The 23,819-nt window shown below is 72.4% G+C and carries 20 protein-coding genes; 6 read left to right on the top strand and 14 right to left on the bottom strand.

Annotated features, from left to right (window positions below; all coding sequences use genetic code 11):
- Positions 1-41: 41 nt before the first annotated feature.
- The 4 genes from AC1RSJ_RS04660 to AC1RSJ_RS04645 form a co-directional block, all read right to left on the bottom strand.
- Complete coding sequence (locus AC1RSJ_RS04660; protein WP_493117175.1) at positions 42-2,999, bottom strand: helix-turn-helix transcriptional regulator; 2,958 nt, start codon at positions 2,997-2,999, stop codon at positions 42-44.
- A gap of 86 nt (positions 3,000-3,085) precedes the next feature.
- Complete coding sequence (locus tag AC1RSJ_RS04655) at positions 3,086-3,295, bottom strand: hypothetical protein (protein ID WP_493117174.1); 210 nt, start codon at positions 3,293-3,295, stop codon at positions 3,086-3,088.
- Positions 3,296-3,373: 78 nt separating this feature from the next.
- Positions 3,374-5,143 (bottom strand): DNA/RNA helicase domain-containing protein, encoded by a 1,770-nt coding sequence (locus AC1RSJ_RS04650; RefSeq protein WP_493117173.1) that lies wholly within the window; start codon positions 5,141-5,143, stop codon positions 3,374-3,376.
- On the bottom strand, positions 5,130-5,450 hold the full coding sequence (locus tag AC1RSJ_RS04645; RefSeq protein ID WP_493117172.1) for a nucleotide pyrophosphohydrolase: 321 nt from the start codon (positions 5,448-5,450) through the stop codon (positions 5,130-5,132). The genes AC1RSJ_RS04650 and AC1RSJ_RS04645 overlap by 14 nt, the downstream gene beginning before the upstream one ends.
- Before the next feature lie 84 nt (positions 5,451-5,534).
- Here AC1RSJ_RS04645 and AC1RSJ_RS04640 point away from each other — a divergent pair, with 84 nt between their 5' ends.
- Positions 5,535-6,416 (top strand): helix-turn-helix domain-containing protein, encoded by an 882-nt coding sequence (locus tag AC1RSJ_RS04640; protein WP_493117171.1) that lies wholly within the window; start codon positions 5,535-5,537, stop codon positions 6,414-6,416.
- A 133-nt stretch (positions 6,417-6,549) separates the two neighbouring features.
- Here the strand turns inward: AC1RSJ_RS04640 and AC1RSJ_RS04635 are convergent, their stop codons facing one another.
- Both AC1RSJ_RS04635 and AC1RSJ_RS04630 read right to left on the bottom strand, forming a co-directional pair.
- Complete coding sequence (locus tag AC1RSJ_RS04635) at positions 6,550-7,788, bottom strand: MFS transporter (RefSeq protein WP_493117170.1); 1,239 nt, start codon at positions 7,786-7,788, stop codon at positions 6,550-6,552.
- A gap of 169 nt (positions 7,789-7,957) precedes the next feature.
- Positions 7,958-8,683 carry an SDR family NAD(P)-dependent oxidoreductase gene (locus AC1RSJ_RS04630; protein WP_493117169.1) on the bottom strand — a complete coding sequence of 242 codons (726 nt, stop codon included), beginning with the start codon at positions 8,681-8,683 and terminating at the stop codon, positions 7,958-7,960.
- A gap of 247 nt (positions 8,684-8,930) precedes the next feature.
- Here AC1RSJ_RS04630 and AC1RSJ_RS04625 point away from each other — a divergent pair, with 247 nt between their 5' ends.
- A complete protein-coding gene (locus AC1RSJ_RS04625) occupies positions 8,931-9,629 on the top strand; it encodes a GOLPH3/VPS74 family protein (RefSeq protein ID WP_493117168.1) in 699 nt (232 codons plus the stop codon).
- An 83-nt stretch (positions 9,630-9,712) separates the two neighbouring features.
- Here the strand turns inward: AC1RSJ_RS04625 and AC1RSJ_RS04620 are convergent, their stop codons facing one another.
- From AC1RSJ_RS04620 to AC1RSJ_RS04605, 4 genes are all read right to left on the bottom strand, one after another.
- Positions 9,713-10,279 carry a hypothetical protein gene (locus tag AC1RSJ_RS04620; RefSeq protein WP_493117167.1) on the bottom strand — a complete coding sequence of 189 codons (567 nt, stop codon included), beginning with the start codon at positions 10,277-10,279 and terminating at the stop codon, positions 9,713-9,715.
- 89 nt (positions 10,280-10,368) lie between these two features.
- Complete coding sequence (locus AC1RSJ_RS04615; protein ID WP_493117166.1) at positions 10,369-10,770, bottom strand: VOC family protein; 402 nt, start codon at positions 10,768-10,770, stop codon at positions 10,369-10,371.
- Between the two features lie 172 nt (positions 10,771-10,942).
- Positions 10,943-11,845 carry an aminoglycoside phosphotransferase family protein gene (locus tag AC1RSJ_RS04610; protein ID WP_493117165.1) on the bottom strand — a complete coding sequence of 301 codons (903 nt, stop codon included), beginning with the start codon at positions 11,843-11,845 and terminating at the stop codon, positions 10,943-10,945.
- 64 nt (positions 11,846-11,909) lie between these two features.
- On the bottom strand, positions 11,910-12,239 hold the full coding sequence (locus AC1RSJ_RS04605; RefSeq protein WP_493117164.1) for a DUF2255 family protein: 330 nt from the start codon (positions 12,237-12,239) through the stop codon (positions 11,910-11,912).
- Positions 12,240-12,370: 131 nt separating this feature from the next.
- Here AC1RSJ_RS04605 and AC1RSJ_RS04600 point away from each other — a divergent pair, with 131 nt between their 5' ends.
- Positions 12,371-13,102 (top strand): hypothetical protein, encoded by a 732-nt coding sequence (locus tag AC1RSJ_RS04600; protein ID WP_493117163.1) that lies wholly within the window; start codon positions 12,371-12,373, stop codon positions 13,100-13,102.
- A 41-nt stretch (positions 13,103-13,143) separates the two neighbouring features.
- Positions 13,144-13,500, top strand: a complete 357-nt coding sequence (locus AC1RSJ_RS04595) for a VOC family protein (RefSeq protein WP_493117162.1) — start codon at positions 13,144-13,146, stop codon at positions 13,498-13,500.
- Positions 13,501-13,518: 18 nt separating this feature from the next.
- On the opposite strand, the gene AC1RSJ_RS04590 is transcribed toward AC1RSJ_RS04595, so the two are convergent.
- The 4 genes from AC1RSJ_RS04590 to AC1RSJ_RS04575 form a co-directional block, all read right to left on the bottom strand.
- Positions 13,519-14,025 carry a VOC family protein gene (locus tag AC1RSJ_RS04590; RefSeq protein WP_493117161.1) on the bottom strand — a complete coding sequence of 169 codons (507 nt, stop codon included), beginning with the start codon at positions 14,023-14,025 and terminating at the stop codon, positions 13,519-13,521.
- A 52-nt stretch (positions 14,026-14,077) separates the two neighbouring features.
- Positions 14,078-15,310: an MFS transporter gene (locus tag AC1RSJ_RS04585; protein WP_493117160.1), complete on the bottom strand. Its 1,233-nt coding sequence runs from the start codon at positions 15,308-15,310 to the stop codon at positions 14,078-14,080.
- Between the two features lie 108 nt (positions 15,311-15,418).
- Positions 15,419-20,440, bottom strand: coding sequence for a beta strand repeat-containing protein (locus AC1RSJ_RS04580; protein WP_493117159.1), 5,022 nt, complete (start codon positions 20,438-20,440; stop codon positions 15,419-15,421).
- A gap of 147 nt (positions 20,441-20,587) precedes the next feature.
- Complete coding sequence (locus AC1RSJ_RS04575; RefSeq protein WP_493117158.1) at positions 20,588-21,259, bottom strand: VOC family protein; 672 nt, start codon at positions 21,257-21,259, stop codon at positions 20,588-20,590.
- Between the two features lie 202 nt (positions 21,260-21,461).
- On the opposite strand from AC1RSJ_RS04575, the gene AC1RSJ_RS04570 reads away from it, so the two are divergent.
- The gene (locus AC1RSJ_RS04570; protein ID WP_493117157.1) at positions 21,462-22,016 is read left to right on the top strand and encodes a PadR family transcriptional regulator; all 555 of its coding nucleotides are present in this window, start codon (positions 21,462-21,464) and stop codon (positions 22,014-22,016) included.
- 90 nt (positions 22,017-22,106) lie between these two features.
- The gene (locus AC1RSJ_RS04565; protein WP_493117218.1) at positions 22,107-23,795 is read left to right on the top strand and encodes an ABC1 kinase family protein; all 1,689 of its coding nucleotides are present in this window, start codon (positions 22,107-22,109) and stop codon (positions 23,793-23,795) included.
- The last annotated feature ends 24 nt before the right edge of the window (positions 23,796-23,819 follow it).

The following is a 23,819-nucleotide window of genomic DNA, read 5'->3' as shown; positions in this document are numbered from 1 at the left end:
TCAGGACGCGGACGCGGCTCTCGCCCCCATCCCGCTCGCGTTCACGCGGAACGCTCGCCCACCCGCGCGTACCGCGCCGCCTCGGTGCGGTTCGCCGCGCCGAGCTTCCGCAGGATCGCGGACACGTGCACGCTCACCGTCTTGCGGCTGATGAACAGCCTTTCGGCGATCTGCCCGTTGCTGAGGCCCTCGGCGACGAGGCCGAGCACCTGCCCCTCGCGATCGGTCAGCGGCTCAGCGCCGGCGCGGGCCGGGACGTCCGACGTCGCGCCCGCGGCGGACGGATCGCCGACGGCCGGCCCGCCCTCACCGTGACCTGACGACGCCGCCAGGCCGGCGTCGGCGAGCAGCCGCGCCGCCTCCGCCGCGATCCCGAGCGCACCGAGCTCGGACGCGTCGGCGTGCAGAGCGGTCAGTACCTCGCGGCCATCGGCGCGCTCGCCCGCCGTCAGCAGCGCGCGTCCGAGCCCGAGCCGGGTGGTGATCGTGAGCCAGATCGGCGCGCCGGAATCCGCTGCCGATGCGGCTGCGGCTGCCGTCCGCCAGAGTTCCAGATCGCTCCCGGCGCCGTCCGCTCCCCCGAGCGTCGCGGCGATCACCGCACCCCAGAGCGGATACCGCAGCCAGTAGGCGTCTCGATCGAGTCGACGCTGCAGCCGTGCGGCGACCTCGTCAGCGTCATCCGCGCGGTTCGGTCCGGCTCTGCGCAGTGCCGCGAGCAGCTGCGCGGCGACGAGATCCGCCTGCATGGTCCAGCCGGCGATCTTGTCGAGCGGGCTCGACAGCAGCGGCTCCAGCGCCGCCCGCGCCCCGGCGAGGTCGCCCGAGGCGAGCGCGAGCTGCCCGAACTCGCCGGCGAGCGCCATGGTCTCCTGCTGGTTCGTCCGCTCTGGCAGCCGGGCGGTGTCGCGCAGCCGGTGAGCAGCGTCGAGGTCGCCGCGCCAGAACGCCGAGCGGATCTGGCAGCGCTCGAGGTAGGCCCGGAACAGCGACGGCGGGTCGAGCTCGAGCGCTTCGGCGGTGATCGCCTCGGCGCGGTCCCAGTCCCCGAGGGCGAACAGCGGATCGACGAGGTTGACCGCGAGGATGCCGCCGCTCGAGCGCTCGACGCCCGCCTCCCGCGCGGCCGCGAGTCCGGCCTCCGCGAAGTCCCGGGCCTCGGCGAAGCGGCCGAGCAGCTGGAGCGCGTCGGACCAGTTCGTGTAGTGCCGCAGCATCCCGTCCGGCTCGGTGCCGGCGATGCGCGCGGCCTCATCGAAGTCGGCCATGCCCTGCTCGATGTCGCCGGTGATGATGCGGGTCGAGCCGAGCACGGTCGCCGCGATCGAGCGGACGCGCTGGTGGTCGTCCGGCGCGACGGCGAGCGTCTCCTCGGCCAGTGCGATCGCAGCGGTGTTCTCGCCCGCGACCATCCGACCGGACGCGATGCCCGCGAGCAGCGCGGACTCGAGTCGGCGGTCGGTGCCCGGCGGCAGCATCCGCAGCTCGGCGAGCGCGCGCTCGTACTCGTGGAGGGCGCCCTCGCGCCGGTCGTTCGTCAGGACCGTCGCGCGGACGCGGAGCACCTTCGCGCGGAGGTGATGCTCGTCGGCGGCGAGCTCGTCGAGGGCGGCGCCGGTGGAAGCCATCGCCGCAGCGTTCTCGCCCGCGCTGCGCCAGGCCGACCCCACCCAGGTGCGCAGCAGCGGCAGCGGCGCGCCGACGATCGACTCGGGATCGGCCACCCGCGGCCAGAGCTCGACGGTGCGCTCCCCCATCCGCGCCGAGCTGACGTATGCGGCGGCCTCGCGACTCGCCTGCATGGCCGCGAAGGCGGAGGCGAACGCGGCCTCCGTGTCGCCGGCCGCGAGTCGGTGGTCGGCGATCCGGACCGCGCGGGCCGCTCGCGCGCCCGCGGTCGTCGGGAGCGCCTCGAGCGCGTCCGCGTAGGCCGTGTGGACGCGACGCAGCGCACCAGGCAGCACGTCGTCGTAGATCGCATCGCGCACGAGGGCGTGGCGGAAGGCGTAGCTGCGCCCGCCGACGCGCAGCACTCCGGCATCCACCGCCTCGCGGACCGCGCGGTCGAAGTCACCGTCGTCCATCGGCAGCACGGCCTCGGCGACCTCGTGCTCGACGCGCGTGCCGCCGACCGCGAGCACCCGGGCCAGCCGGCGCGCGTCGTCGCTCATCGGCGAGTAGCGTGCGAGCAGCACGTCGCGCAGCGAGTCGGGCACCGAGCTCATTCCGCTCTCGGCATGCACCAGCTCCTCGACGTAGAACGGGATGCCCTCGCTGCGGTCGGCGAGCTCCGCGAGCGCGGCGGCGCGCGGCTCGCGCCCGAGGATCTCGGCGGCCTGCGCCCGGATCTCGTCGGGCGCGAGCCGGGCGAGCGTGATCCGCTCGACGCCGCGCGTGCGCTCGAGTTCGGGCAGCGCGGACCGCAGCGGACGCCCGGCGAGCTCGTCATCGCGGAACGTCAGCAGTGTCAGCATGCGGGCTCGGCGCAGCACGCGAGCGAGGAACCGGAGCAGGTCGAGCGTGCCCGGGTCGGCCCAGTGCACGTCCTCGATGACGAGCACGACAGGGCGGTCCGCGGCCAGCACCTCGAGCGTGCGGGTGACGGCATCCGCGACGACGTTGACGCCGCCGACCCGGTTGGCGGCGTCCGCTCCCCCGTCGAGGAAGCCGCGAATCGTAGCGGCGCCCGGTCCGGCGGCGGCGAGCAGCGCGTCCTCGGTGACGGCGTCGGCGAGCCCGCGGAGGAGTTCGGGGAGGGGTGCGAACGGCGACTCGGCGGCGGCGAAGTCGACGCAGTGGGCGAGGGCGATGACGGGCGGGGTGTCGTGGGCGGCCTGCGCGGCCAGGAACTCTTCAACGAGCCGCGACTTGCCGATGCCGGCCTCGCCGGCGAGCAGCACGGTGCGGACCTCGCCGGCCTCCGCCTCCGCGGCGAGCGCGAGCAGCCGCGACAGCTCGGCCTGGCGGCCGATCATGCGGTTGGCGATGGTCCTGGACACCTCGTCATGGTGCCACGGACCAACGACGACGCGGCCGGTGCGGTCGAGCCGTCGCGAGGTCCACCGAGGTGCGGCCGGCACGCCGTTCAGCCGCGGGCCGTCGCGTGCGGCGTGCGGTGCAGGTGCAGTGCCGACGCGAGGCGGGCGCGGATGCCGGTGCGCGTCGTCCGCGCTGCACCCGGCTGCGCCTCCGCGACCCGAGCGAGCGCGACTCGGCGGCGCTCGGCGGCGACGGCCAGATCGTGCTCACGCTGCTCGGCGAGGTGGGAGAAGGTGTACTCGGTCACGATGCTCATGCCTCGAGGTTCCGCTCTGAGGTAGGGCGGGTGGATCAGGCGGATGTCCTAACTTGCGGCGGACCGAGGAGCACTACCTCAGAGCGACCGGAGGGTCCTCGCAGACAGATAGGGGCGGAGGTGTTCGCGCAACGCCGGGTCGCAGACGTACACGTACGTCCCACGGATCCCGCGGGTGAGCAACACCGCGTAGATGTTGGCCACGTATCTCAGCACGTCGTCATCGCCATAGACGAGGCCGAGTTTCGCGTTGTTCTCCATCCCCTTCTTGTCGAAGTACGAGGAGCGGTCGAAGAGGATGCGGCCCGAATGTCGATCGGATCGGAGGTCGGGGCCGACGATCACGCCCGCGTAGTTGAGGTCATAGCCCTGCACGGTGTGGATCGAGCCGACCTCTTCCAACGAGCCTCGCGACGCGATCCAGTCGACATCCGTGCCGTTCCATCGCATCCGCTCGGTGCCGATCTGGATGTCGTGCCCATCGGAACGCCCCTTCGTCACCCACGGCCACGCGTAGCCGGCGACGAGACGCGAAAGTCCGACCTCCGCGTCGCGCGCGCGGATCTCCTGGCGCATCGCGGAGAAGTCGTCGAAGAATCGGAGGTCGTATCCCTCGAACGCCTTCGGCTCGGGAGCACTCTCGGCGTCGGGGTCCAGCAGACCTCTGACGTACCCGACGTAGTCATCGCCCGCCTTCACCCTCATCTGCGACATGAGGCGATAACTGCGGTGCCGTGTCTCGGCGGTTGCGATCACCGCGCCGACCGCCTCCGGGGCCAGATCCGCCGGCTTCACCGTCTGCGCGCGATCGAGAAGGAGGATCCGGTGACGGCTCCTGGCGATGATCCAGTCGAGCTGGGTCTTCTGCAGATCGTCGTGTCCGAACAGCGCGGTCGTGATCTCGGCGAAGTCCCGATTGCGGACGCCGGACGACTGGTTCGCCCGCCGGTTCAGGCGGTGCGCTTCATCGACGACGAGCAGATCCCATCCAGTCGGGTCCTGTCCGACCTGGAACGGATTCAGCACCATGTCGGCGCTGAGCCCCGGCGTCTTGCGGAACACCTTCTGGATCGACTTCCGAAGCGACTGCTGCGGTACGACGAACCCGATCCGCTTGCCTGCGAGCAGCGCACGGTTCTCGGGAAGAAAGAACTCCGAGAACCAGGAGTCGTCGTCTACCGTCTCGTCGTCGGTCGAGGATGCGATATCGACGAGCAGTTTGATCAGGAACACGGCGACGACCGTTTTCCCGGTTCCCGGCTCTCCCTGGATGACCGTCGAGACGCGCTCGCCCGGGCCGGTCAAGTCCTCGAGGAGTCCGCTGACGATGTCCTCGACTGCGACGGCTTGGTCTTCGCTCAGCGCCTTGAAGGGCGACAGCTTGAACAGGTCGCTGTTGACGATCTCGGCCTCGGACCTGGTGAAGAGCCCCTCAGCCCGCAGCCGCTCGAAGATCTCCGCGAATTGCTCCCGGTAGTCCTCTCGCTGGAAGTAGTCCGCCTCGACGATGCCGTCGTTCCTGTTGAGCACCGCGAACGCACCGTCGCCCGCCAGCATCCGGATGAGGTACGACTCCAGATCGAGGCAGACCGATTTGTTGTAGGTCGGGTCGATGATCACGCGGATCCGCTCGAGGTGCTGTTTCTCGGGCGCGGCGAGGTGCTGGCGCATGCGCGAAACCGTGTTCCGTGATTCGCCGACGTAGACGTCGCCAGGAGTGGCGTCGGCGGAGTGCTCACCATCGAGCACGTAGACCACTGGCCAGTTGGTGTGCCGCGGATCGAGACGCCCCCAGTCATCGATCGCACGCGCGTCGAACGCGAGCTGCTCGATCTCAGAGCCGGTCATACTTTGCGCTGCTGCCGCGGGCCTTGTCGACCGGATACTTGTCGCGGGTTCTGGCGAGCTTGTCGAGCACGATCTGCTCGGCGTCGACCCCGAGCTTGTCAGCGAGCAGCAACGAATACGTCAGCACGTCGGCCAGCTCATCGAGCACACGTTCCCGCTCGCCCTCGCCGGACCACTGGAAGCACTCCAGCAGCTCGCCCGACTCGATCGAGATGCTCTTCGCGAGGTTCTCAGGCGTATGGAACTGCGACCAATCGCGTTCCGCCACGAACGCTCGGAGCTCGTCCCTCAGCGACTCGGCCGTCATCCCGCCACGCTAACAGCGAGGTCGAGGCATCGTCAGCGACCACTCATCGGAATAGGTCGTCAACGCTTGACGCTCCCCTCTTCTATGACCCTCCTAGCGGACCGCGCCCCGTGGCAGCCCGACTCGCTCGACCGGGCGCTCGCGGCACTCGAATGGACGCTGGTGCGCGCTCGACGCGCCTCGCTCGCGGACGGCGAGCGGGCATCCGAAGTCCAGGGCGACGCCGGGTTCGTGTACGTGTCGTCCGGGACCGTGCGGCTGGTCGACGGGAGCTACGACACCGTCCTCTCCCCCGGCGACATCGTGTTCTTCAGCCGGGCGCAGCGACGCGGCCTCCGCGCCGCCGGCGACGCCGTCATCGTGGACGTGGCGCTCGCGCCGTCGTCCGATCGGCCGAGCGTGCTCGACGGGGTTCCCGGAGCGCTCGTCGTGCACGGCTTCGCCTCGCGCGAGCCCAACATGATCGCGCTGCTCGAGGGGATGCCGTGCCCGGTCGCCGAGGGGACCGCCCGGCGGGGCGCGCTGGTCGTGTGCAGCCGCATCGCGACCGCGATCGTGTCCGCCGTCATCCAGCAGTGGGCGGAGCACGGATGCGCTCCGGCGCGCTGGCTGCGCGAGGACGACGACCCGCAGATCCGCCTCGCCATCGACGCGCTGCACGCCGAGATGGACCGGACCTGGTCGGTCGAGGAGCTCGCCCGCGTCGCCATGATGTCGCGGTCGGCGTTCGCGGTCCGCTTCCGGGAGGTCGTCGGGCAGTCGCCGGCGAGTTACGTCGCCGGGGTTCGGATGGAGGCGGCCCGGGAGCTGCTGTGGCGTCCGGAGCTGAGTGTCGCGGATGTCGCCCGGCGGCTCGGGTACGGGTCGGATGAGGGGTTCAGCCGGGCGTTCCGGCGGGATGCGGGGGTGCCGCCCGTGGTTTGGCGGGCGCGGGCCCGGGCCACGCAGATCGTCGCGGCCGTCTAGCGGCTCGAGTCACACGAACCGAGGCTTCGAAGCCGCGCGAAGCCGGCGTGGGCCTGGCGGCCCTCCTCAGCCAGCGGGTGTTGGCATCCGCCGTGGCTTCGACAGGCTCAGCCATCCGCAGTGGGCGACTCGCTCAGGCGGTCGGCGCCTTCGTCCGCGCCGTCCCGAACAGCACCCCGCCGATCAGCGCCGCCGCACTCGCCGCGAACAGCGCCGGTGTCACACCGACACCGTCCACGAGCACCCCGCCCGCGGCAGCACCGAGCGTGATCGCGAGCTGGAAACCAGCCACCAGCAGTCCTCCGCCGGCCTCCATCCGGTCCGGCACGACCCGGGCGAGCCAGGTCGTGATCACGGGCAGCCAGGCGCCGAACGCGAAGCCCCACGCCGCCACGACCACGATGAGCGCCGCGATCGACGCCGGCGCGAGCGCCAGGATGCCGATTCCCGCGGACATCAGCAGCGGCACCGCGAACCGCAGCCAGCGCAGGTGCCGGTCGACGAGCAGGCCGATGCCGAAGTTGCCCGCGACGCCGCCGATGCCGAACACGGCGAGCAGCAGTGCGACCGCCCCGGCGTCGAGCTCGGGGATCCGAGCGAGCGCCGCCCGGATGTAGGTGAACGCGATGAAATGCGCCATCACGGTGAGCACGTGGCCGACGAGCGCCCACGCGATCCCGGGCGTCGCGAGGGTCTGACCGAGCACGCGGAGGCCGGCGCCGGTCGCTGCGGGCACGGCCGGCAGCACGAGCCGGAGTCCGAGCGCGACCAGGGCGGTCGCGACCGCCATCGCGCCGAACACGACGCGCCAGTCCGCGATCGAGCCGAGCCAGATGCCGAGCGGCACGCCCGCGACCGTCGCCATGGTCGTGCCCGTGTTGATGAGCATGACCGCGCGTCCGAAACGCCGAGGCTCGCTGAGCCGCGCCGCGACCGCGAGCGACATCGCCCAGAAGCCGCCGATCGCCGCGCCGAGCAGCAGTCGCGCGACGAGCAGCAGCACGAGGTTGCCCGAGATCGCGACGGCGACGTTCGAGACCGTGGCGGCGAGTGCGAGAACCACGAGGAGCGTCCGGCGGTCGAGTCGCGGGAACAGCAGCGCCATCCCCGGCGCGGCCACCAGCCCGGCGAGTGCCGTGACCGTCACGGTCTGCCCTGCCTGCCCCTCCGTCACCCCGAGCGACGCCGCCATCGCGGGCAGCAGGCTCGGCGGCAGGAACTCCGACACGACCAGCGCGAAGCTCGTCGCCATCATCACGAGCACACCCGCCCAGGCGGTGCGGGTGGGGGTCGCGGATGCTGCGGCCGCCTGCGCTCGGACGGCGCGGTCCGGCGTGATCGGCACCGAGGCGGTGGGGGTGTCCAGGGTCATGTGTCGAGCCTGGCGGAGCGACGGAGGGTGTGCCTGACCATGCGTCCAGAGTGGGTGATCGATCGTCCAGGAGGTGCGGAGAGGCTTCGACAGGCTCAGCCATCCGGAGTTCCTCGCATGAGGGCTCGAGACGGCGCTGGCGCGCCTCCTCAGCCGTCGGGCTGAACCCTCACCACGGCACCGTCGCACCCGTGAAGTCGAGATACTCCAACCCCGCCCGGCCGCGCTTCGCCTCCATCACGTCCACGATCTTCGGCACGTTCTGCTCCATCGTGTACGGCGCATCGGCTCCGCCGAGGCTCGTCTTGATCCAGCCCGGCGCCATCAGCAGCAGCGCCCGGTCGACCTCCGACTCCCGCGCCGACAGTCCCTTCATGTACATGTTCAGCGCCGCCTTGCTGCCCCGGTAGACGTCCCGCAGGCCGTTCGTGTTGTTCGTGATGCTGCCCTGACCCGACGTCATCACGCCGATCATCCCGTCGGCCGGCACGAGGTCGGCGAGTGACGCGATCACCCGCATGGGGCTCAGCGCGTTCGTGACCATGACGTCCACGAAGTCCTCGGTGGAGACCTCCGCCACGGGCAGGTCCTCGCTGCTCGTGGTGCCGGCGTTGACGAACAGGAAGTCCAGCGGGCGACCGGCCAGGTCGTCCGCGATCGCGTCGTGCAGCGGTGTCAGCTGGGCGGTGTCGGTCACGTCGAGGCGCTCGACGCGGACGTGGTCCGGGTGCTCAGCCGCGAGCTCGGCGAGCGGGGTCTGCGCGTTCGGATCCCTGACGGTGCCGATCACGTCCCAGCCGCGGGAGACGAGCTCGGCGGCGATCGCGTGGCCGAGGCCGCGGGAGGCGCCGATGATGAGGGCGGTCGGACGGGTAGCTGGCGTCGCGTCGGTCACGGGGCGAGTCTGCTCCTCACGGCGCGGGTGATGGTTCGAATCTCGGAGGAGTTTCAGGAGCCGAGTGGGCGCGCCGGGCTTCGACAGGCTCAGCCCTCCGGGGTCGACGCGGGGCGGCTTCGACAGACTCAGCCATCCGATGGAGGACCGCGGATCCTCCCGTTCCGCCACGAGAGGGATGCGCCGCGGACCCGGCCGTGGTGCTCTTGATGCAGCACCGCACCACGCATGGAGAAGGGACCAGCCCATGACCGAGCTCACCCTCGTCGACGACCTGATGCTGCTTCTGCTGGACGACGACGGCGCGTCCGTGCAGGCGGCCAGCACGCTCCCCTACGTGCTCGGCGGGGCGGTGCTCACCGAGCTCGCGCTGCGCGAGCGCGTCGGGATCGACGAGACGCGCCCTGGGCCGCTGAGCGGCCCGATCGTGGTGACGCTGGGCGACGGTCCGCTCGGCGACGACCTGCTGCAGGATGCCTGGAACACCGTCGCCGAGAAGGAGCGCCGCGTGCAGCCGCTGCTGCTCAAGCTCGGCGGGCGCCTGCGCCAGCCGGTGCTCGACCGGCTCGAGACGCGCGGCCTGATCCGCAGGGAGTCGGGGCGGGTGCTCGGCGTCTTCCGCACCACGAAGTGGCCGGCCGCCGAGGCGACGCACGAGGCGGAGCTGCGGGAGGGCATCCGCTCGGTGCTCGAGGACGGCGCAGAGCCCGATGCCCGGATGGCCGCGCTGATCGGGCTGCTCTCCGGCTCGGGTGCGCTGCGCTCGCTGCGGCCGAAGCTGCCGACCAGCAAGGTGATCGCGAAGCGGGCGAAGGCGCTCGAGCAGGGCGAGTGGGGTCCGGCCGCGGTGAACGAGGCCGTCACGCGCGCCGCGGCATCGGTGGCCGCGGCGACGGTCGCGGCCACCGTGTCCGCGAGTACGGCGGCGATCATCGCATCGAGCTGAGGTCTCGGGCGGGGTCGTCAGCTGGCTCGAGTCGGCGTCGGCCGCTGCTCAGCACTCCTGGCCGCCATGCGCGCTCTCGCCGCTCAGCGGCGGCGCTTCCGCTTCCGGCCGTCCAGCTTGTTCGGCAGCACGATGTCGTCCGGACGGTCGCTCGTCCCGCGCACCACGACGCGCGGGGCGCCCGGCCCGCCGCCGCCGATCCACACGGGCACCTTCGCGATCCAGCCGATCGCCCAGAAGCCGAGCACGCCGACGGCGATCGCGATCGCGGCGTAGACCGCGATGGGCAGGATCCACCCCTCGCCGAGCGTGCTCGCGATCAGGTCGCGCCCGCCTGCCGACCAGCCGAAGCCGCCGGCGAGCATCCCGGTCGTGAGGAGGAGGCCGATGATCCCGCCGCCGCGGCGGATCGCCTCGCCGCCGAGCACTCCGGCGATGATGAGCGGCACCGCGATGGAGCCCATCGCGGTGGCGGCGCCGATGGCCGACATCGCGTCGCCCGCATCCCCCTCGACGCCATCGCTCGCGATGCCGATGGCGATCCCGGCGGCGAGCCCGGAGACCATGAGCACGATGAGCACCGCGGTGACGACCCGGATGAACCGCGCGCTGAAGCGGTAGCCGCCGGTTGTCGATCGGGGGTCCGCCATCCGCAGAGGCTATCGGGCGGTCCGCGCGCGGCGGGCGCGAAGCGACGGCCGGATTGCAGGGCTTCGACAGGCTCAGCCGTCCGAAGTCGTCAAGCCAGCCCGTGCCGCGCCCTCGCCTGCTCGCTCAGCGGGGTGAAGAAGTTGACGAGGTTGCCGTCGGGGTCGCGGAACAGGAGCGAGCGGTTGCCCCACGGCATGTCCGTCGGCTCGTTGACGAAGACCTCGACGACGTCCTTCAGCGTCGGGTAGATCGCGTCGACGTCGTCGACCAGGAAGTCGAGGATCGCCGTGCGGTTCGCGCGCGGCTCGACGGAGCCCTCGCCCATCGCCGCGATGGTCTGGCTGCTCGAGATCGCGAGGGTGCCCGACTCGGTCGGGAGCTCGACGAAGAGCGGGTGGATGCGGTTCGCGGTGAGGCCGGTGACTCGTTCGTAGAACTGCGTGAGGGCTTCGACGTCGTCGGTGATGATGCGAGTCGCGGCGTAGCGCATGGGGAGCTCCTTCGGGGTGGCTCGGTCGGGGTGACGTTCGGACGGTACGCCTGGGGTCGGACAGCGCGTGCTGCTCGGACGGAGGCTTCGAGACGGGCGCCGGAGCGCCCTCCTCAGCCGGCGGTCGGCGCGCGGCCCTTCGACAAGCTCAGGAATCCGAGGTCGAACGGCCCTACTTCTCCATCGCCTTCGCGAACTGGATTCCTCGGTCAAGCCGGTCCGTCGCCAGCGTCCCCGCCTCCGCGTCCTCCTGCAGCTCGGCGACCTCGCGCAGGAGCGCCCAGTCGCGGATGCGGTCCTCGTCCCAGCCGGTCGCCTGCGCGATCACCCACAGCCGCCCGAGCAGTCCGTCTCTGATGCGGTCCTGCGGCAGCTCGTCCCAGCGGTTCCAGAGCAGCGGCGCGATCTCGTAGGCAGGGTCGCCCGATAGCGGCTTCGGGTCGATCACGAGCCACGGCTCGTCGTCGCGGAGCGAGCCGAGCACGTTCTCGTAGTGCAGATCCGTGTGGATGAGCGTGCCGTCGGTGGCCGCATCGCCGGCGAGGTCGCGCGCCACGGCGAGCGCGTGCTCGGCGAGCCGGCGCGGCACTCGAGCGTCGTGCGCGAGGCGCGGCAGCCGGTCCGCCCACTCCCCGACCAGCGACGACAGGGTGCGCAGCTGCGGCGGTGGTGCGACGTGGAGGCGCGGATACAGCCCTGCGATGATCTCGAGCGCGTCGTCGACCGGCACATCCGACAGCGCGCGCGTCGGGTCCGCGCGCTCGAGCAGCAGCGCGAACCGCCGGGGGTCGGCGCGGAGCAGCCGGACGGCGCCCCGCCCGTCCCAGTACCGGAGCGCGAGGTGCTCGGTCTCCGCCTCCCAGTGGGGCCACGACACCTTCAGCGCGGCCCGGTCGCCGGCGGAGGTGCGCACGGGCAGCACGAGCGCGCAGCTGCCGGCGAGCGGATCCCCGTCCGGTGCGAGCCGCCATCCGCCGAGCAGGTCCTCGACGAGCCGGGGCAGTGCGGCGAGCCAGCCGGCCCACGCCGGGTCGTCCGCGTGCTCGGCGAGACGGAACGGGATCGGCACGGCCATCGCCTCGACCCTAGCCGCGACCGCAGATCGGGCGCCCGCAGTCCCGCGCTCAGCCCGGCCGCACTCAGCCCAGTGGCGTGAGCCGCAGCGTCGTCTCGGAGGCCTCCGGCGTGATCATGGACGTCGCGCCCGCGGCGCCGTACTTCGCGACGTACGCGGTGCCAGCATCGGGATCGTCGACGGCCTCCGTTCGGACCGCGTGCTCGACGCCGCCGACCCGGATCCGCGCCCGGCCGGAGCGGAGCACTCCCCCGTACCAGCCGGTCTCGCGGCGGTACCAGGTGCGCACGAGCACCCGCTCGGCGACCGTCACGACCCAGATCGGCGTGAATCGCCCGACGCCGCCGCCCTCACGCTCGATGGCGATCTCGATCTCGTGCGCGCCATCCAGCACCGCGAGCTGGTCGGGAGACCACGCCGCACGTGGACCCTTCTCTGACGGTGCGTCGGATGCGGTGGCAGGGCGCTCCATCCGATCATCATCCGCCCCTGGTGCGGCAACGCGCCGGGTGGGACGATGACGCCGTGTCCGAGGTCGCGCCAGGCGGCGGCGTTCCCGCGCAGGTTTCGGCGACGCCGCTCGACGACGCCGCCCTGGCTCGTCGCGCTCAGATCCTCGCGACGGAGCACTGGGGACTTCTCGCGGCGCGCAGCACTGCTCAGAGCGAGGTGCTGACGCGGATCACGATCTTCCTGACGCTCGTGTCGGCCGGTCTCGTCACGATCGGGCTGCTCGGACAGGCCACGGATTTCGCCGGCTGGTTCGCGCCGGCGGCGCTGTCGATCCTCGGCTTCCTGCTGGTCATCGGGCTCATGACGCAGCTCCGGGTCTTCAACGTCGCCGACGACGACATGAGCTTCGTCGTCGCGATGAACCGGCTGCGCGGGGGCTACGTCGACCTCGACCCGGCCGTCGAGCAGTACTTCCTCGAGGCGGTGGCCGACGATCAGCGCGGTATGGCGCAGACCTACTCGCTGCTGCGCCGGCGAGGCGATGCGTCGCAGGTGCTGGGCAGCTCCGCCTTCCTCATCGGGCTCGTGAACGCCGCCCTGATCGGACTCATCCTGGGCGGCGCACTCGGGGCTGCGGGCGCGCCGCTCGGCGCCGTCGTGCCGATCGCAATCGTCGTCGGGGTCGCCGCGGCGGTCGGCTCGATGCTGCTCGGCGTCCGCGGCTACCGGCAGGCGTGGGCCGACTACCGACCGCGACGGACGCGCGACGAGCCGCCGGACTGGCTGCGACCGGGAACGCGCTGACCGACCGACGCCGGCTCGCCCACCCGTGCAACGCTGAGCCCATGGAACACGTGCTCGGCATCGGCGGGGTCTTCCTCCGCGCCTCCGACCCGACCGCCCTGGCCGCCTGGTACCGCGACGTGCTCGGGCTCGAGCTCGACGCGAACGGCACCTGGGAGCAGCCGCAGCCGGGTCCGACGGTCGTCGCGGGATTCGAGCGCGACACGGACTACTTCGGGTCGCGCCAGCAGCAGGTGATGCTGAACTTCCGCGTGCGCGACCTCGACACGATGCTCGCCCAGGTGCGGGCGTCCGGCGCCGAGATCGCGGAGGAGACACCCGCCTTCGACGGCATCGGCCGGTTCGGCTGGGTCACCGACCCGGAGGGGAACCGCGTGGAGCTCTGGCAGCCGGAGTGAGCACGTCCTCTCGTGTCGTCAGCTCCCGGCGCGGGCCCGCAGGTGCTCATCGAGCGTGCGGAACACGACATCCGACCCTCCCTCCCACGCGGGCGTCGGATCGGGCTGCCCGGGCGAGGGCTGGTAGATCCACCACAGATTGCCCCACGGATCCTCGAGGCGCGCGAGCGTCACCGACCCGTAGAACGGCGTCGGCGGCGTGACGATCCGCCCGCCGCGCGCGACGGCCTCCGCGAGCACGGCGGCGGCATCCGAGACCCAGACCTGCAGCAGGCCCGGATGCGGATCCCAGCCGTCCTGCGGGTCGGACAGCATGATCAGCCCGTCGCCGAGCCGCACCTCGGCGTGGATGAGCCGCCCGTCCGGCGTGGGCGTGCGGGCGTCCGCGACCTCCTCGCCCCCGAAGACGGCCGTCGCGAAGTCGATGAACCCGGCCGCATCGGGGAGCAGCAGGAACGGATTCAGGCTGGCGCCGCGTCCGGTGATGTCGGTCTGACGCAGCACGTGCGGTGTCGTCTCGTCCATGCCTCGAGGGTCCCACCGGGGTCCGACAGGCTCGAGGCGCTCGAAAAGAGGGTCAGGATCCGCGAGCGCTGTCCGGCGGCGCCGATCGCCCGGGCGCCATCCGCCGCCCGGCGAGCGTGCCCATGACGCCGAACAGCACGATGCCCGCGAGGATCGGCGCGAAGGCGAGCGCCCACGACCCGGCGATGTCGTGGAGGCTGCCGACGACGACCGCGCCGAGGGCGCCGACCGCGTAGCCGATGCCCTGCACGGTGCCGGACCGCGCCGTGACAGCGCGAGAGCCGCCGCCCGCCGCGACGATCGCGATGAAGATGATGGTGAGACCGCCGCCCTGGCCGAAGCCGGCGATCGGACCCCACAGCCACCACAGCTGCGGCGCGAGCACGAAGCCGAACGGCGCGGCGAGCCAGGTCACGGCGACCGCGGCGATGCCGGCCGTGATGCCGAGGCGGCCGGCGATGAGGGGCAGCAGGAGCGCGCCCGCGATGCCGAACACCTGGAAGACCGACGAGATCGCGCCGGCCGACGAGGCGTCGTACTGCGCGTCGCGGAGCAGCGTCGGCAGCCACGCGCTGGTGCCGTAGTAGGCGAAGGCCTGCCCCGCGAACGCGGACGCCAGGAACCAGGTCAGCGGACGACGCAGCACGTTCGACTCGTGGCCCTCCCCCGGCTCGGCGTGCTGCACCGGCGTCGGCACGAGTGCGCGACGCGGACCCTGCGCCCCGATCCAGACCGCGACGGCCGCGAGTCCGGCGACCCCCCACAGCGCGATGGCGGCGCGCCATCCGATCACCGAGGCGAGCGGTGCGGTCGTGAGGGTGACGGTCATCGTGCCGACGTTGATCGCGGCCGTGTAGACGCCGGTCATGAGGCGGCCGCGCGCGGGCGGGTAGTCGCGGGCGATGAGCACCGGCACGACGACGTTGCCGATCGTGATGAACGCGCCGAGCACGGCGGTGCCGGCGAGCGCGCCGCCGAGTCCGTCGCTCGAGCGGATGGCGCACCCGACCGCCGCCCCGACGAGGCACAGCACGAGCGCGAACTCCGCTCCGAGCCGCTGCACGAGCGCGACGACGATCGGCGTGAGCAGCGCGAAGCACAGCACGGGGATGGTGGTGAAGAGCCCGATGACTCCGGACGCGACGCCGAGATCGCCGGAGATCTCGGTCGTGACCGGCGCGACCGACACGATCGGGGATCGCAGCACGATCGCCGTCAGCATGATCGTGAGGGTGACGAGCGCGAGCCGCGGAACCGGCGCGGAGGTGCCGGGCGTGTTCATCATGTCCAGGCTAGCGGCGAGCGGCGCGCAGACCGACCAGCGGTCGGGAACGGGAGAGCCCCGCCGCGCAGCTGCGCGACGGGGCCCTCACGAGACGGGATCAGGCGGGCATCAGCCTCGGCTGAGGCCGCGTCGACGGAGCAGCACCAGTCCGCCGCCGACCGCGATGGCCAGCAGCGCGCCCGTCAGCCCGAGGCCGACGCCCTCCACGCCGGTGACCGCGAGGCCGGCCGGATACGTCACGGAGATCGCCGCTCGCGTGACGTTCCCCGCCGTGTCCTCGGCCTGGTACTGGATGCCGGCGACGCCGGAGAAGCCCGGCACCGGCGTGAACCGCACTCGGCCATCCGACAGCACCGTCCAGGTGCCCTGACCGGGCACGGTGACCGTGGTGCCGGCGACGCCTGTGGCCGGGTCGATGAGCCGGAGCGACGAGCGGATCCACTGGGCTCCGCCGGTCGGGGTGTCGTTCGCCAGCGGGTCGAGCGTGATCGGCTGCCCCGGCGTCGCCGTGACCGTGTCACCGGCGGCGCTCGCCAGCGGCTGGACGGTGACCGTCGCCGTGGCCGTCGCCGTGAGCCCGTTCTGATCCGTCACCGTGTAGGTGAAGGTGTCGGTGCCCGAGTACCCCGCCGCCGGCGTGTACGTGTACGAGCCGTCCGCGTTCACCACGACGGTGCCGTGCTGCGGCGCGGTCGCGAGCGCGGCCGTGAGCCCCGACCCCGAGTCGTTCGCCAGCAGACCGGATGCCGCCGGCACCGTGACCGGCTTGCCGGCCTGGGTCGCCGCCGTGTCGTCCACGGCGAGCACGCCGACCGTGATCGTCAGCGTCGCCGTCGTCTCCTGGCCCGACGCGTCGCGCACCCGGTAGGTGATGGTCTCCGTGCCCGAGAAGCCCGCTGTCGGCGTGTAGTCGACGGCGCCGTCAGCGCCGATCACGACGGTGCCGTGGGCTGCCGCGGAGAACCCGATCACCGTGAGCTGCGAGCCCAGGTCGTTGTCGAGCACGCCCGGTCCGTCGACCGAGAGCGCCGAGCCGGCGACCACGGCGAGCTGATCGGCGACGGCGGTCGGCGTCACCGTGATGGTGACCACGCCCGTCGACTCCTGGCCCGACGAGTCGGTCGCCGTGTAGGTGAAGGTGTCCGTGCCCGAGAAGCCGTCGGCGGGCGTGTAGCTGTACGAGCCGTCGGGGTTCAGCGTCACGGTGCCGTGGGCCGGCGACTGGTCGAGCGCCGCCGTCTGGCCGGTGCCCGAGTCGTTCGCCAGCACGCCGGTGGCGGCCGTCGTGGTGAGCGTGCTGCCCGCCGCGACCGTGCCGGTGTCAGCGGCGGCGCTGTTGCCCACCACGATCCGGGCGACGGCCGTCGCCGTCAGTCCGTCGGCGTCGGTCACCGTATAGGTGAACTGCGCGGTGCCCGAGAAGCCCGGGGTCGGCGTGAACACGACGTTCCCGGCGCCGTCGATGGCGACCGTGCCGCCCGTCGCGCCGCTGACGGCGGTGACCGTGAGGCCGGTGCCGGTGTCGTTGTCCGTCAGGTCGGCCGGGTCGATCGTGAGCTGCGCGCCCGCCGGGGTGCTCAGCGCGTCGTCGTCCGGATCCGGCGCGACGCGCACGGTCACGGTCTGCGTGACCTCCTGGCCGGAGGCGTCGCGCACCGTGTAGGTGAACGTGTCGATGCCGGAGAAGCCGGCGGCCGGCGTGTAGTCGATGGCACCACCCGCTCCGGGAGCCGTCGTGCCGCCGCGCGTCGGCGTGCCGATCGCGACGATCGTCAGGGCCGAGCCGCGGTCGTTGTCGAGCACCGGGACGGCGATCCCGACGCCCGCGACCGTGTCGGCCGAGTCGGCGCCGACGGCCGGCACGACGGTCATCGTGACCGTGGCCGTGGAGGTCGCACCGGTGGAGTCGGTGACCGTGTAGGTGAACGTCTCCGTGCCCGAGAAGTCCGTCGGCGGCGTGTACCGCGGCGAGCCGCCGTTGAGCTGGACGGTGCCGCCCTGCGAGCCCGTCGCCGAGACGGCGGTGATCGTGAGGCCGGCGCCGGCATCGTTCGACGTCAGATCCGTCAGCACGACCGGCGTGTTCGCGGTGGTGCTGCGCTGGTCCGCGCCCGCGGCCGGCGCGACGTCGACCGTGACCGTCGCCGTGCTCTCGCGGCCGGAGGAGTCGCGCACGGTGTACTCGAACGTCTCGGTGCCCGAGAAGCCGGACGCCGGGGTGTAGACCACGGCACCCGCGCCGTTCACCGACACCGTGCCGCCGCGCGAGGCCGGACCGGCCGACACGATCGCGAGGCCGGACCCGGAGTCGTTCGACGTGAGGTCGGCGAACGTGGTGGGCGAGCCCGCGGGAGCCGTCCGGGTGTCATCCGCCGCCGTCGGCGTGACCGTCACGTTCACGGTCGCCGTCGACGTCCGACCGTGCGAGTCCGTCACGGTGTACGTGAAGCTCGCCGGGCCGGAGAATCCCGGCGTCGGCGTGAACTGCGGGATGCCGCCGCTCAGCGAGACCGTGCCGCCCGTCACCGGCGCGACGGACGTGATCGTCAGTCCGCTGCCCGAGTCGTTCGTCAGGAGTCCGGGGATCGGCGTGGCGCCGGCACCCGCGGGCACGGTCGCCGAGTCGCCGGAGGCCGTCGGACTCACGGTGACGGTCACGGTGGCCGACGACGCGGTGCCGTTCGAGTCGGTCACGGTGTACGTGAACGTGTCCGTGCCCGAGAACCCGACCGGCGGCGTGTAGCGCACGTTCCCGCCGACGACCGTGGTCGATCCGCCCTGCGAGCTCGCCGCGCTGCTGCCCGTGATGGTCAGGCCGGCACCGCCGTCGTTCGCGCGGAGGTCGGTGTAGACGATCGGAGTGCCCGCCTGGGCGTTCCGGGCGTCATCGACGGCGGCCGGCGGCACCGTCACGGTCACCGTCGCGGTGCTCGTGCGGCCGCTCGAGTCGGTGACGGTGTAGCTGAAGCTCGCCGCGCCGGAGAAACCGGCAGCCGGGGTGAACTGCGGCACGCCGCCGACGAGCGTCACGGTGCCGCCGGTGCCGGCGGTCACGCCGGTGATGGACAGGCCGCTGCCGCTGTCGTTGTCGAGGAGCCCGGTGACCGGGGTGGCGCCGGAGCCGGCCGGCACCGTCGCGGTGTCGGCCGCCGCCGTCGGCGTCACGGTCACCGTCACGGTCGCGGTGGAGGTCTCACCGGCGGAGTCGGTGATCGTGTAGGTGAAGGTGTCCGTGCCGGAGAACTTCGTCGGGGGCGTGTAGCGCACGTCGCCGCCGACCACGGTCGTGCTGCCGCCCTGCGTGCTCGCGGCGCTGCTGGCGGTGATCGCGATGCCGGTGCCGGTGTCGTTGGTCTTCAGGTCGGTGAACGTGGTCGCCGAGCCGGAGGGCGCGGTGCGCGAGTCGTTCGCCGCTGCCGGAGCCGCGGGCACGGTCATCGTCACCGTCGCGGTCGAGGTGCCGCCGGCCGTGTCGCGGACCGTGTAGGTGAAGGTCTCGGTGCCGACGTAGCCGGCCGCCGGCGTGTAGACGACGTTGCCGCCCACGACGGAGACGGAGCCGCCCGCGGAGGGCGACTGGGCCGAGACGATGGTCAGTCCTGTGCCGGAGTCGTTGGTCCGCAGGTCGGTGAGCGTCGTGGATCCGGTGGCGCGGGCCGTGCGGGTGTCGTCGTTCGCCTTCGGGGCCACCGTGATGGCGACCGTCGCGGTGGAGGTGTTCCCGAAGTCGTCGGTGATCGTGTAGGTGAAGCTGTCGGGTCCGGAGTAGCCGGGGGCCGGGGTGTACACGGGGTTGCCGGCACCGTTGAGCGCGACCGAACCGCCCTGCGCGGTCGTCGCCGATCCGACCGACGTGATGTGCGCGCCCTGGCCGGAATCGTTCGCCAGCAGGCCGGTGAAGGTGGACTGGGCGCCGGCGACGGCCGTCGCCGAGTCGTCGACAGCGTGGGCGATGAGCGCGTTCGTGAACGAGCACGTGACGTCGGAGCTCGCGTCGGTGGTCGACGTCGGCTGCGTGTACGAGGCGGTCGATCCGGTGCCCGAGTTCACGACCGTGCCGTTCGGCAGGGTGCAGGCCCAGGTGGTGCGGTAGCGGGCCGGGTCGACGGATGCCGACGGCGTCTGGCTGACCGTGTAGGGCTGTCCGCCGACGACGAGCACGGGGCCGGTGGTGACCGACGTGGCGGTGCCGGTGCTGGCGGTGGGTCCGGCGATGGTGGTGCCGCCGGAGCTCACGGCGAGCGTGAACTGGTCGGCGGGGTCCGCGCGCACCGGGATGCTCGACGTGGCGGTCGTCGTGTTGGCGTAGGTGCACGACGCGAGGTCGCTCATCGTGCCGATGCCCGGCGCCCAGGTGGTGCCCACCTGCTGGCCGGTGGACGGGTCGATCGTCAGCAGGTTCGAGCCGGACGCGACGATGAGGTAGCCGTCCTTGGCGAACGCGATGCCGGCACCGGAGCTCGACAGCGTGCGGATCGACGTGGTCGAGATCGCGGTGGTCCCGGTGGATGCCGGGAGGGTGCCGTTCGCCCGGAGGATGTTCGTCCCGGCGAGGAGGAACATCGTCCCGTCCCGGCTGAAGGCGATGTCGCCGCCGCTGCCCGTGACGCCGGTTCCCGTGAGCGAGGCGACCTGGCCGATGTCGGATCCGGCGCCGGGAGTCGTGCGGTAGCCGTAGATCGGCAGCGACGCGCCGGACGCGGTGCCGGCGTAGTAGAAGATGCCCGACGCGGGATCGATCGCACCGCGCACCGGGCTCGAGATGCTCGTCGCGTTCGCGACCTGCGACGAGGTGCTCGCGATCGCGTCGTACTTGTACAGGGTGGTGGTGTTCACGCTGTACAGCGCGGTGCCGCCGACGGTGGCGCCGATGGCGTTGCCGCCCTGTCCGTTCGTCAGCAGGCTCGTGGTCTGCGCCGTCACGTTGGCGGTGTAGACGTTGCCGCTGTTGATCGTGTAGACGGTGTTCTGGTCGCACGCGAGCGGCGCGGCGACCGCGGCTCCCACGGGACCGGTGACCACGGCCGCGGCGCCCACGAGGGCGGCGGCGCCGACGCCCGCGACGAGGCGGACGACGGGAGAGGCGGATGCGGTCGAGGACGACCGCCGACGACGAAGCGACGCGAACACGCTGGATGAACCCCTGGGAATGGCGCATCGCGGGAACGACGCGCGGTGATGCCAGGCGGCGATCACGTGCCCCCCGGCGTTGTCGAGGATGCCACACCTCGCGCACGATCTGCTAGCGACGGGGCCGGTGCGCCCCGGACTGGGGTCTCAGCCGGCCGCGTCCGGCCACGCGGCGATGTCGACTCCGTGGTTGTCAGGTGAGGCGAGCGTCCACCAGTCCGGCGCATGCGAGTCGTCGACCAGCCGACCGCCTGCGGCGAGCGCCGCCTCGACCCGGGCCGCGGCCTGATCGGTCGGCACGGACACGTCGAGGTGCGTTCGCCCGCGTCGCGGCACGTCGCCCGTGATCGGATTGAACGCCAGCTGGGGTCCGCGGCGCAGCGGATCGACGGCATCCGTGTCGCCGAGGTCGTCGTACCCGAGTGCTGCGCGGAAGAACGGGCGTGCGTCCGCCCGCGAGTGCTGGGCGACGTAGATGCCGACCGACTGGACGAGGGACGGGTCGGCAGACAGCCCGAACTCGGCGGCCGCGGACGACACGGCGGCGGCGAACCCCACAGCCGATGCCGGGATGCCCTCGAAGTCGCGGTCCTGCACGCGCACCACGACGCCCTCGGGACGCACGTCCACATCCGGCAGGATGCCGAACCGCAGGGAGGCCTCGACGATCGGCGGGAGCAGCGCCGCGGCCTCCTCCAGCGAGTCCGCGCGGAAGACGGCTTGCGGTCCCGATGCGGTGACGCGCCAGTCCTCGACGCCCGGACCTCGATGGAACTCGGCCGGCGAGATCCGCTCGATGCTGTTGGTCGACTCGTCCATGAGGCTCCTCCGCGCGGTTCGAGGCCGCGGTCGGCGCGCCGCGATGCCCGCGCGCACACGCTAACCGTTGCCCCCGACGACGGACGGCGTCTGTCGCGGCGGACGCCGAACGAGCCCAGCCGTCCCCCACCTCGCCGATGTATCGTCCGGTATCGCTGACAGCCGCCGGCGATTCCGCGTTCCACCCAACGGAAGGCCCCCCATGCGCACCTCCTCCTCGGCCGGGTTCGACCTCTGGGAGGCCGTCGACGGCCTCCGCGACGCGTTCGGCCCCCGCGACGCCGGACGTCCCGCCGGCGGACGGATGGGCCGCGGCGACATCCGCACCGCGATCCTCGTCGCCCTCCTCGATGAGCCCATGCACGGCTACCAGCTGATCCAGGCGATCGAGACCCGCAGCGGCGGCGTCTGGAAGCCGAGCCCGGGCTCGATCTACCCGACGCTGCAGCTGCTCGCCGACGAGGGCCTCGTGACGGCGGAGCAGGTCGGCGAGCGGAAGGTGCACTCGCTGACCGCCGCCGGGCGGGAGGCCGCCGCCGAGGCGGCCGGCGGCCCGCTGCCCTGGGAGCCGCGTCGCCGTCGCGAGGACATGCGGGAGGACGTGGAGCGCAACCTGGCCCTGCCGAAGGCGGGCGCGAAGCTCGCGCAGGCCGCGGCGCAGGTCGCCCAGAGCGGCACCCCGGAGCAGTCCGAGCGCGCGGTCGCCGTCATCGACGAGGCGCGCCGCAAGCTCTACGCGATCCTCGCCGAGGACTGAGGCGTGCCGCCGGCGGATGACCGCCAGCGCGACGTCGCCGCCTCGGCATCCCGCGCGGACCCCGCGCTCCGGGCGCGGTATCGGCGCATCATGCGCTTCGCGGCGCGCGCGCTCGTGCAGGCGTGGTGGTTCGAGCTCGTGCTGCCGCGCTTCGGCCTGCGCACACTCGCCGCGCATGGGCGCATCCCGCGCCTGCAGCGGCTCGCCCGGCGCTTCGCGGTGCTCGCGGCCGACCTCGGCGGCCTCATGATCAAGGTCGGCCAGTTCCTGTCGTCGCGGCTCGACATCCTCCCGCCCGAGATCACGCGCGAGCTCGAGGGCCTGCAGGACGAGGTGCAGGCCGAGCGCTTCGACGACATCCGCCGGCAGACGGAGGCGGAGCTCGGGATGCCGCTCGAGCGGGCGTTCGCGTCGTTCGACCCGATCCCGGTCGCCGCCGCCTCGCTCGGGCAGGCGCACCGGGCGCGGCTCTCACCGGAGCTCGCCGCCGATCTCGGGTTCGACCGCGTGGTCGTGAAGGTGCAGCGCCCGGGCATCGAGGCGATCGTCGACGTCGACCTCGCGGCGCTGCGCCGCGTCTCGCGCTGGCTGGCCCGGGTGAAGCTCGTGTCTCGCCGCGTCGACGCGCCCGCCCTCGTCGAGGAGTTCGCGACCACGAGCCTCGAGGAGATCGACTATCTCCACGAGGCCGCCAACGCGGAGCGCTTCGAGTCGGACTTCGCCGACGACGCCCGCATCGCCGGGCCCGTCGTCGTCTGGGACCGCACCGCCCTCCGCGCGCTCACCCTCTCGGATGTCACGGCCATCAAGATCTCGGATGTCGCCGCTCTCCGCGCCGCCGGCATCGACCCGGTCGAGGTGGCGCAGGAGCTCGCGAGGTCGACGTTCCAGCAGATCTTCGTGCACGGCTTCTTCCACGCCGACCCGCACCCGGGGAACATCTTCGTCACGCCAACCCGGATGGCTGAGCCTGTCGAAGCCTCCCCTGACCGGACGGCTGAGCCTGTCGAAGCCTCCCCAGTCGAAGCCCCCGCCTGGCACCTCACCTACGTCGACTTCGGGATGATGGGTGAGATCTCCGACACCCTCCGCTCCCAGCTGCGCGACTTCATCCTCGCCGTCGTCGCCCGAGACGGCCGCGCGCTGATCACGGCCCTGGAGCGGCTCGGCGTGCTCCTCAGCTCAGCCGACACCGACGAGCTCGAGCGCGCAATGACCGCGACGTTCGATCGGTTCGGCGGCATGGGCGTCGCCGAGCTCCGCGAGATCGACCAGCGCGAGCTCGAGGCCTTCGCGCGCCAGTTCGGCGAGACGATCCGGGCGATGCCGTTCCAGCTCCCGGAGAGCTTCCTCCTGCTCATCCGCACGATCTCGCTCACCTCCGGCGTGACGAGCGCGCTCGATCGCGACTTCAACATGTGGGATTCGGTCGACCCGTTCGCCCGCACCGTGCTCAGTGCGTCGGGCACGTCGACGCTCCGCGATCTCCCGCAGCAGGCGCTGTCCTACGCGTCGACCCTCGCCCGGCTGCCGCGCCGCGTCGAGGAGCTCACCGAGCGCCTCGATCGCGGCCAGGTCGCCGTCCGCACGCCGGAGCTGGACCGCCGCCTCCGTTCGGTGGAGCGGTCGATCGGACGCCTGGTCTCGGCCGTGCTCTTCGCCGGGCTGCTCGTCGCGGGCGTGCTGCTGCGTCCGACGGATGAGGTGCTCGGCTGGGTGCTGATGGGGGCATCCGCGCTGCCCCTGCTGCACGTGCTCGGGAGCTGGCGCCGGCGGTAGGCCGGGCGCTCGACTCGGCGGCGC

It is taken from the genome of Schumannella sp. GW821-FHT10F01, assembly GCF_058809295.1.
Note: the sequence above shows the minus strand (reverse complement) of the source record. Positions and strands in the feature narration are given on the sequence as shown.

Excerpts from the sequence above, each read along its gene's own strand:
- AC1RSJ_RS04655 (WP_493117174.1), bottom strand. The coding sequence starts at position 3,295 with ATGAGCATCGTGACCGAGTACACCTTCTCCCACCTCGCCGAGCAGCGT.
- AC1RSJ_RS04650 (WP_493117173.1), bottom strand. The coding sequence starts at position 5,143 with ATGACCGGCTCTGAGATCGAGCAGCTCGCGTTCGACGCGCGTGCGATC.
- AC1RSJ_RS04645 (WP_493117172.1), bottom strand. The coding sequence starts at position 5,450 with ATGACGGCCGAGTCGCTGAGGGACGAGCTCCGAGCGTTCGTGGCGGAA.
- AC1RSJ_RS04640 (WP_493117171.1), top strand. The coding sequence starts at position 5,535 with ATGACCCTCCTAGCGGACCGCGCCCCGTGGCAGCCCGACTCGCTCGAC.
- AC1RSJ_RS04635 (WP_493117170.1), bottom strand. The coding sequence starts at position 7,788 with ATGACCCTGGACACCCCCACCGCCTCGGTGCCGATCACGCCGGACCGC.
- AC1RSJ_RS04625 (WP_493117168.1), top strand. The coding sequence starts at position 8,931 with ATGACCGAGCTCACCCTCGTCGACGACCTGATGCTGCTTCTGCTGGAC.
- AC1RSJ_RS04620 (WP_493117167.1), bottom strand. The coding sequence starts at position 10,279 with ATGGCGGACCCCCGATCGACAACCGGCGGCTACCGCTTCAGCGCGCGG.
- AC1RSJ_RS04615 (WP_493117166.1), bottom strand. The coding sequence starts at position 10,770 with ATGCGCTACGCCGCGACTCGCATCATCACCGACGACGTCGAAGCCCTC.
- AC1RSJ_RS04610 (WP_493117165.1), bottom strand. The coding sequence starts at position 11,845 with ATGGCCGTGCCGATCCCGTTCCGTCTCGCCGAGCACGCGGACGACCCG.
- AC1RSJ_RS04595 (WP_493117162.1), top strand. The coding sequence starts at position 13,144 with ATGGAACACGTGCTCGGCATCGGCGGGGTCTTCCTCCGCGCCTCCGAC.
- AC1RSJ_RS04590 (WP_493117161.1), bottom strand. The coding sequence starts at position 14,025 with ATGGACGAGACGACACCGCACGTGCTGCGTCAGACCGACATCACCGGA.
- AC1RSJ_RS04585 (WP_493117160.1), bottom strand. The coding sequence starts at position 15,310 with ATGATGAACACGCCCGGCACCTCCGCGCCGGTTCCGCGGCTCGCGCTC.
- AC1RSJ_RS04575 (WP_493117158.1), bottom strand. The coding sequence starts at position 21,259 with ATGGACGAGTCGACCAACAGCATCGAGCGGATCTCGCCGGCCGAGTTC.
- AC1RSJ_RS04570 (WP_493117157.1), top strand. The coding sequence starts at position 21,462 with ATGCGCACCTCCTCCTCGGCCGGGTTCGACCTCTGGGAGGCCGTCGAC.
- AC1RSJ_RS04565 (WP_493117218.1), top strand. The coding sequence starts at position 22,107 with ATGCGCTTCGCGGCGCGCGCGCTCGTGCAGGCGTGGTGGTTCGAGCTC.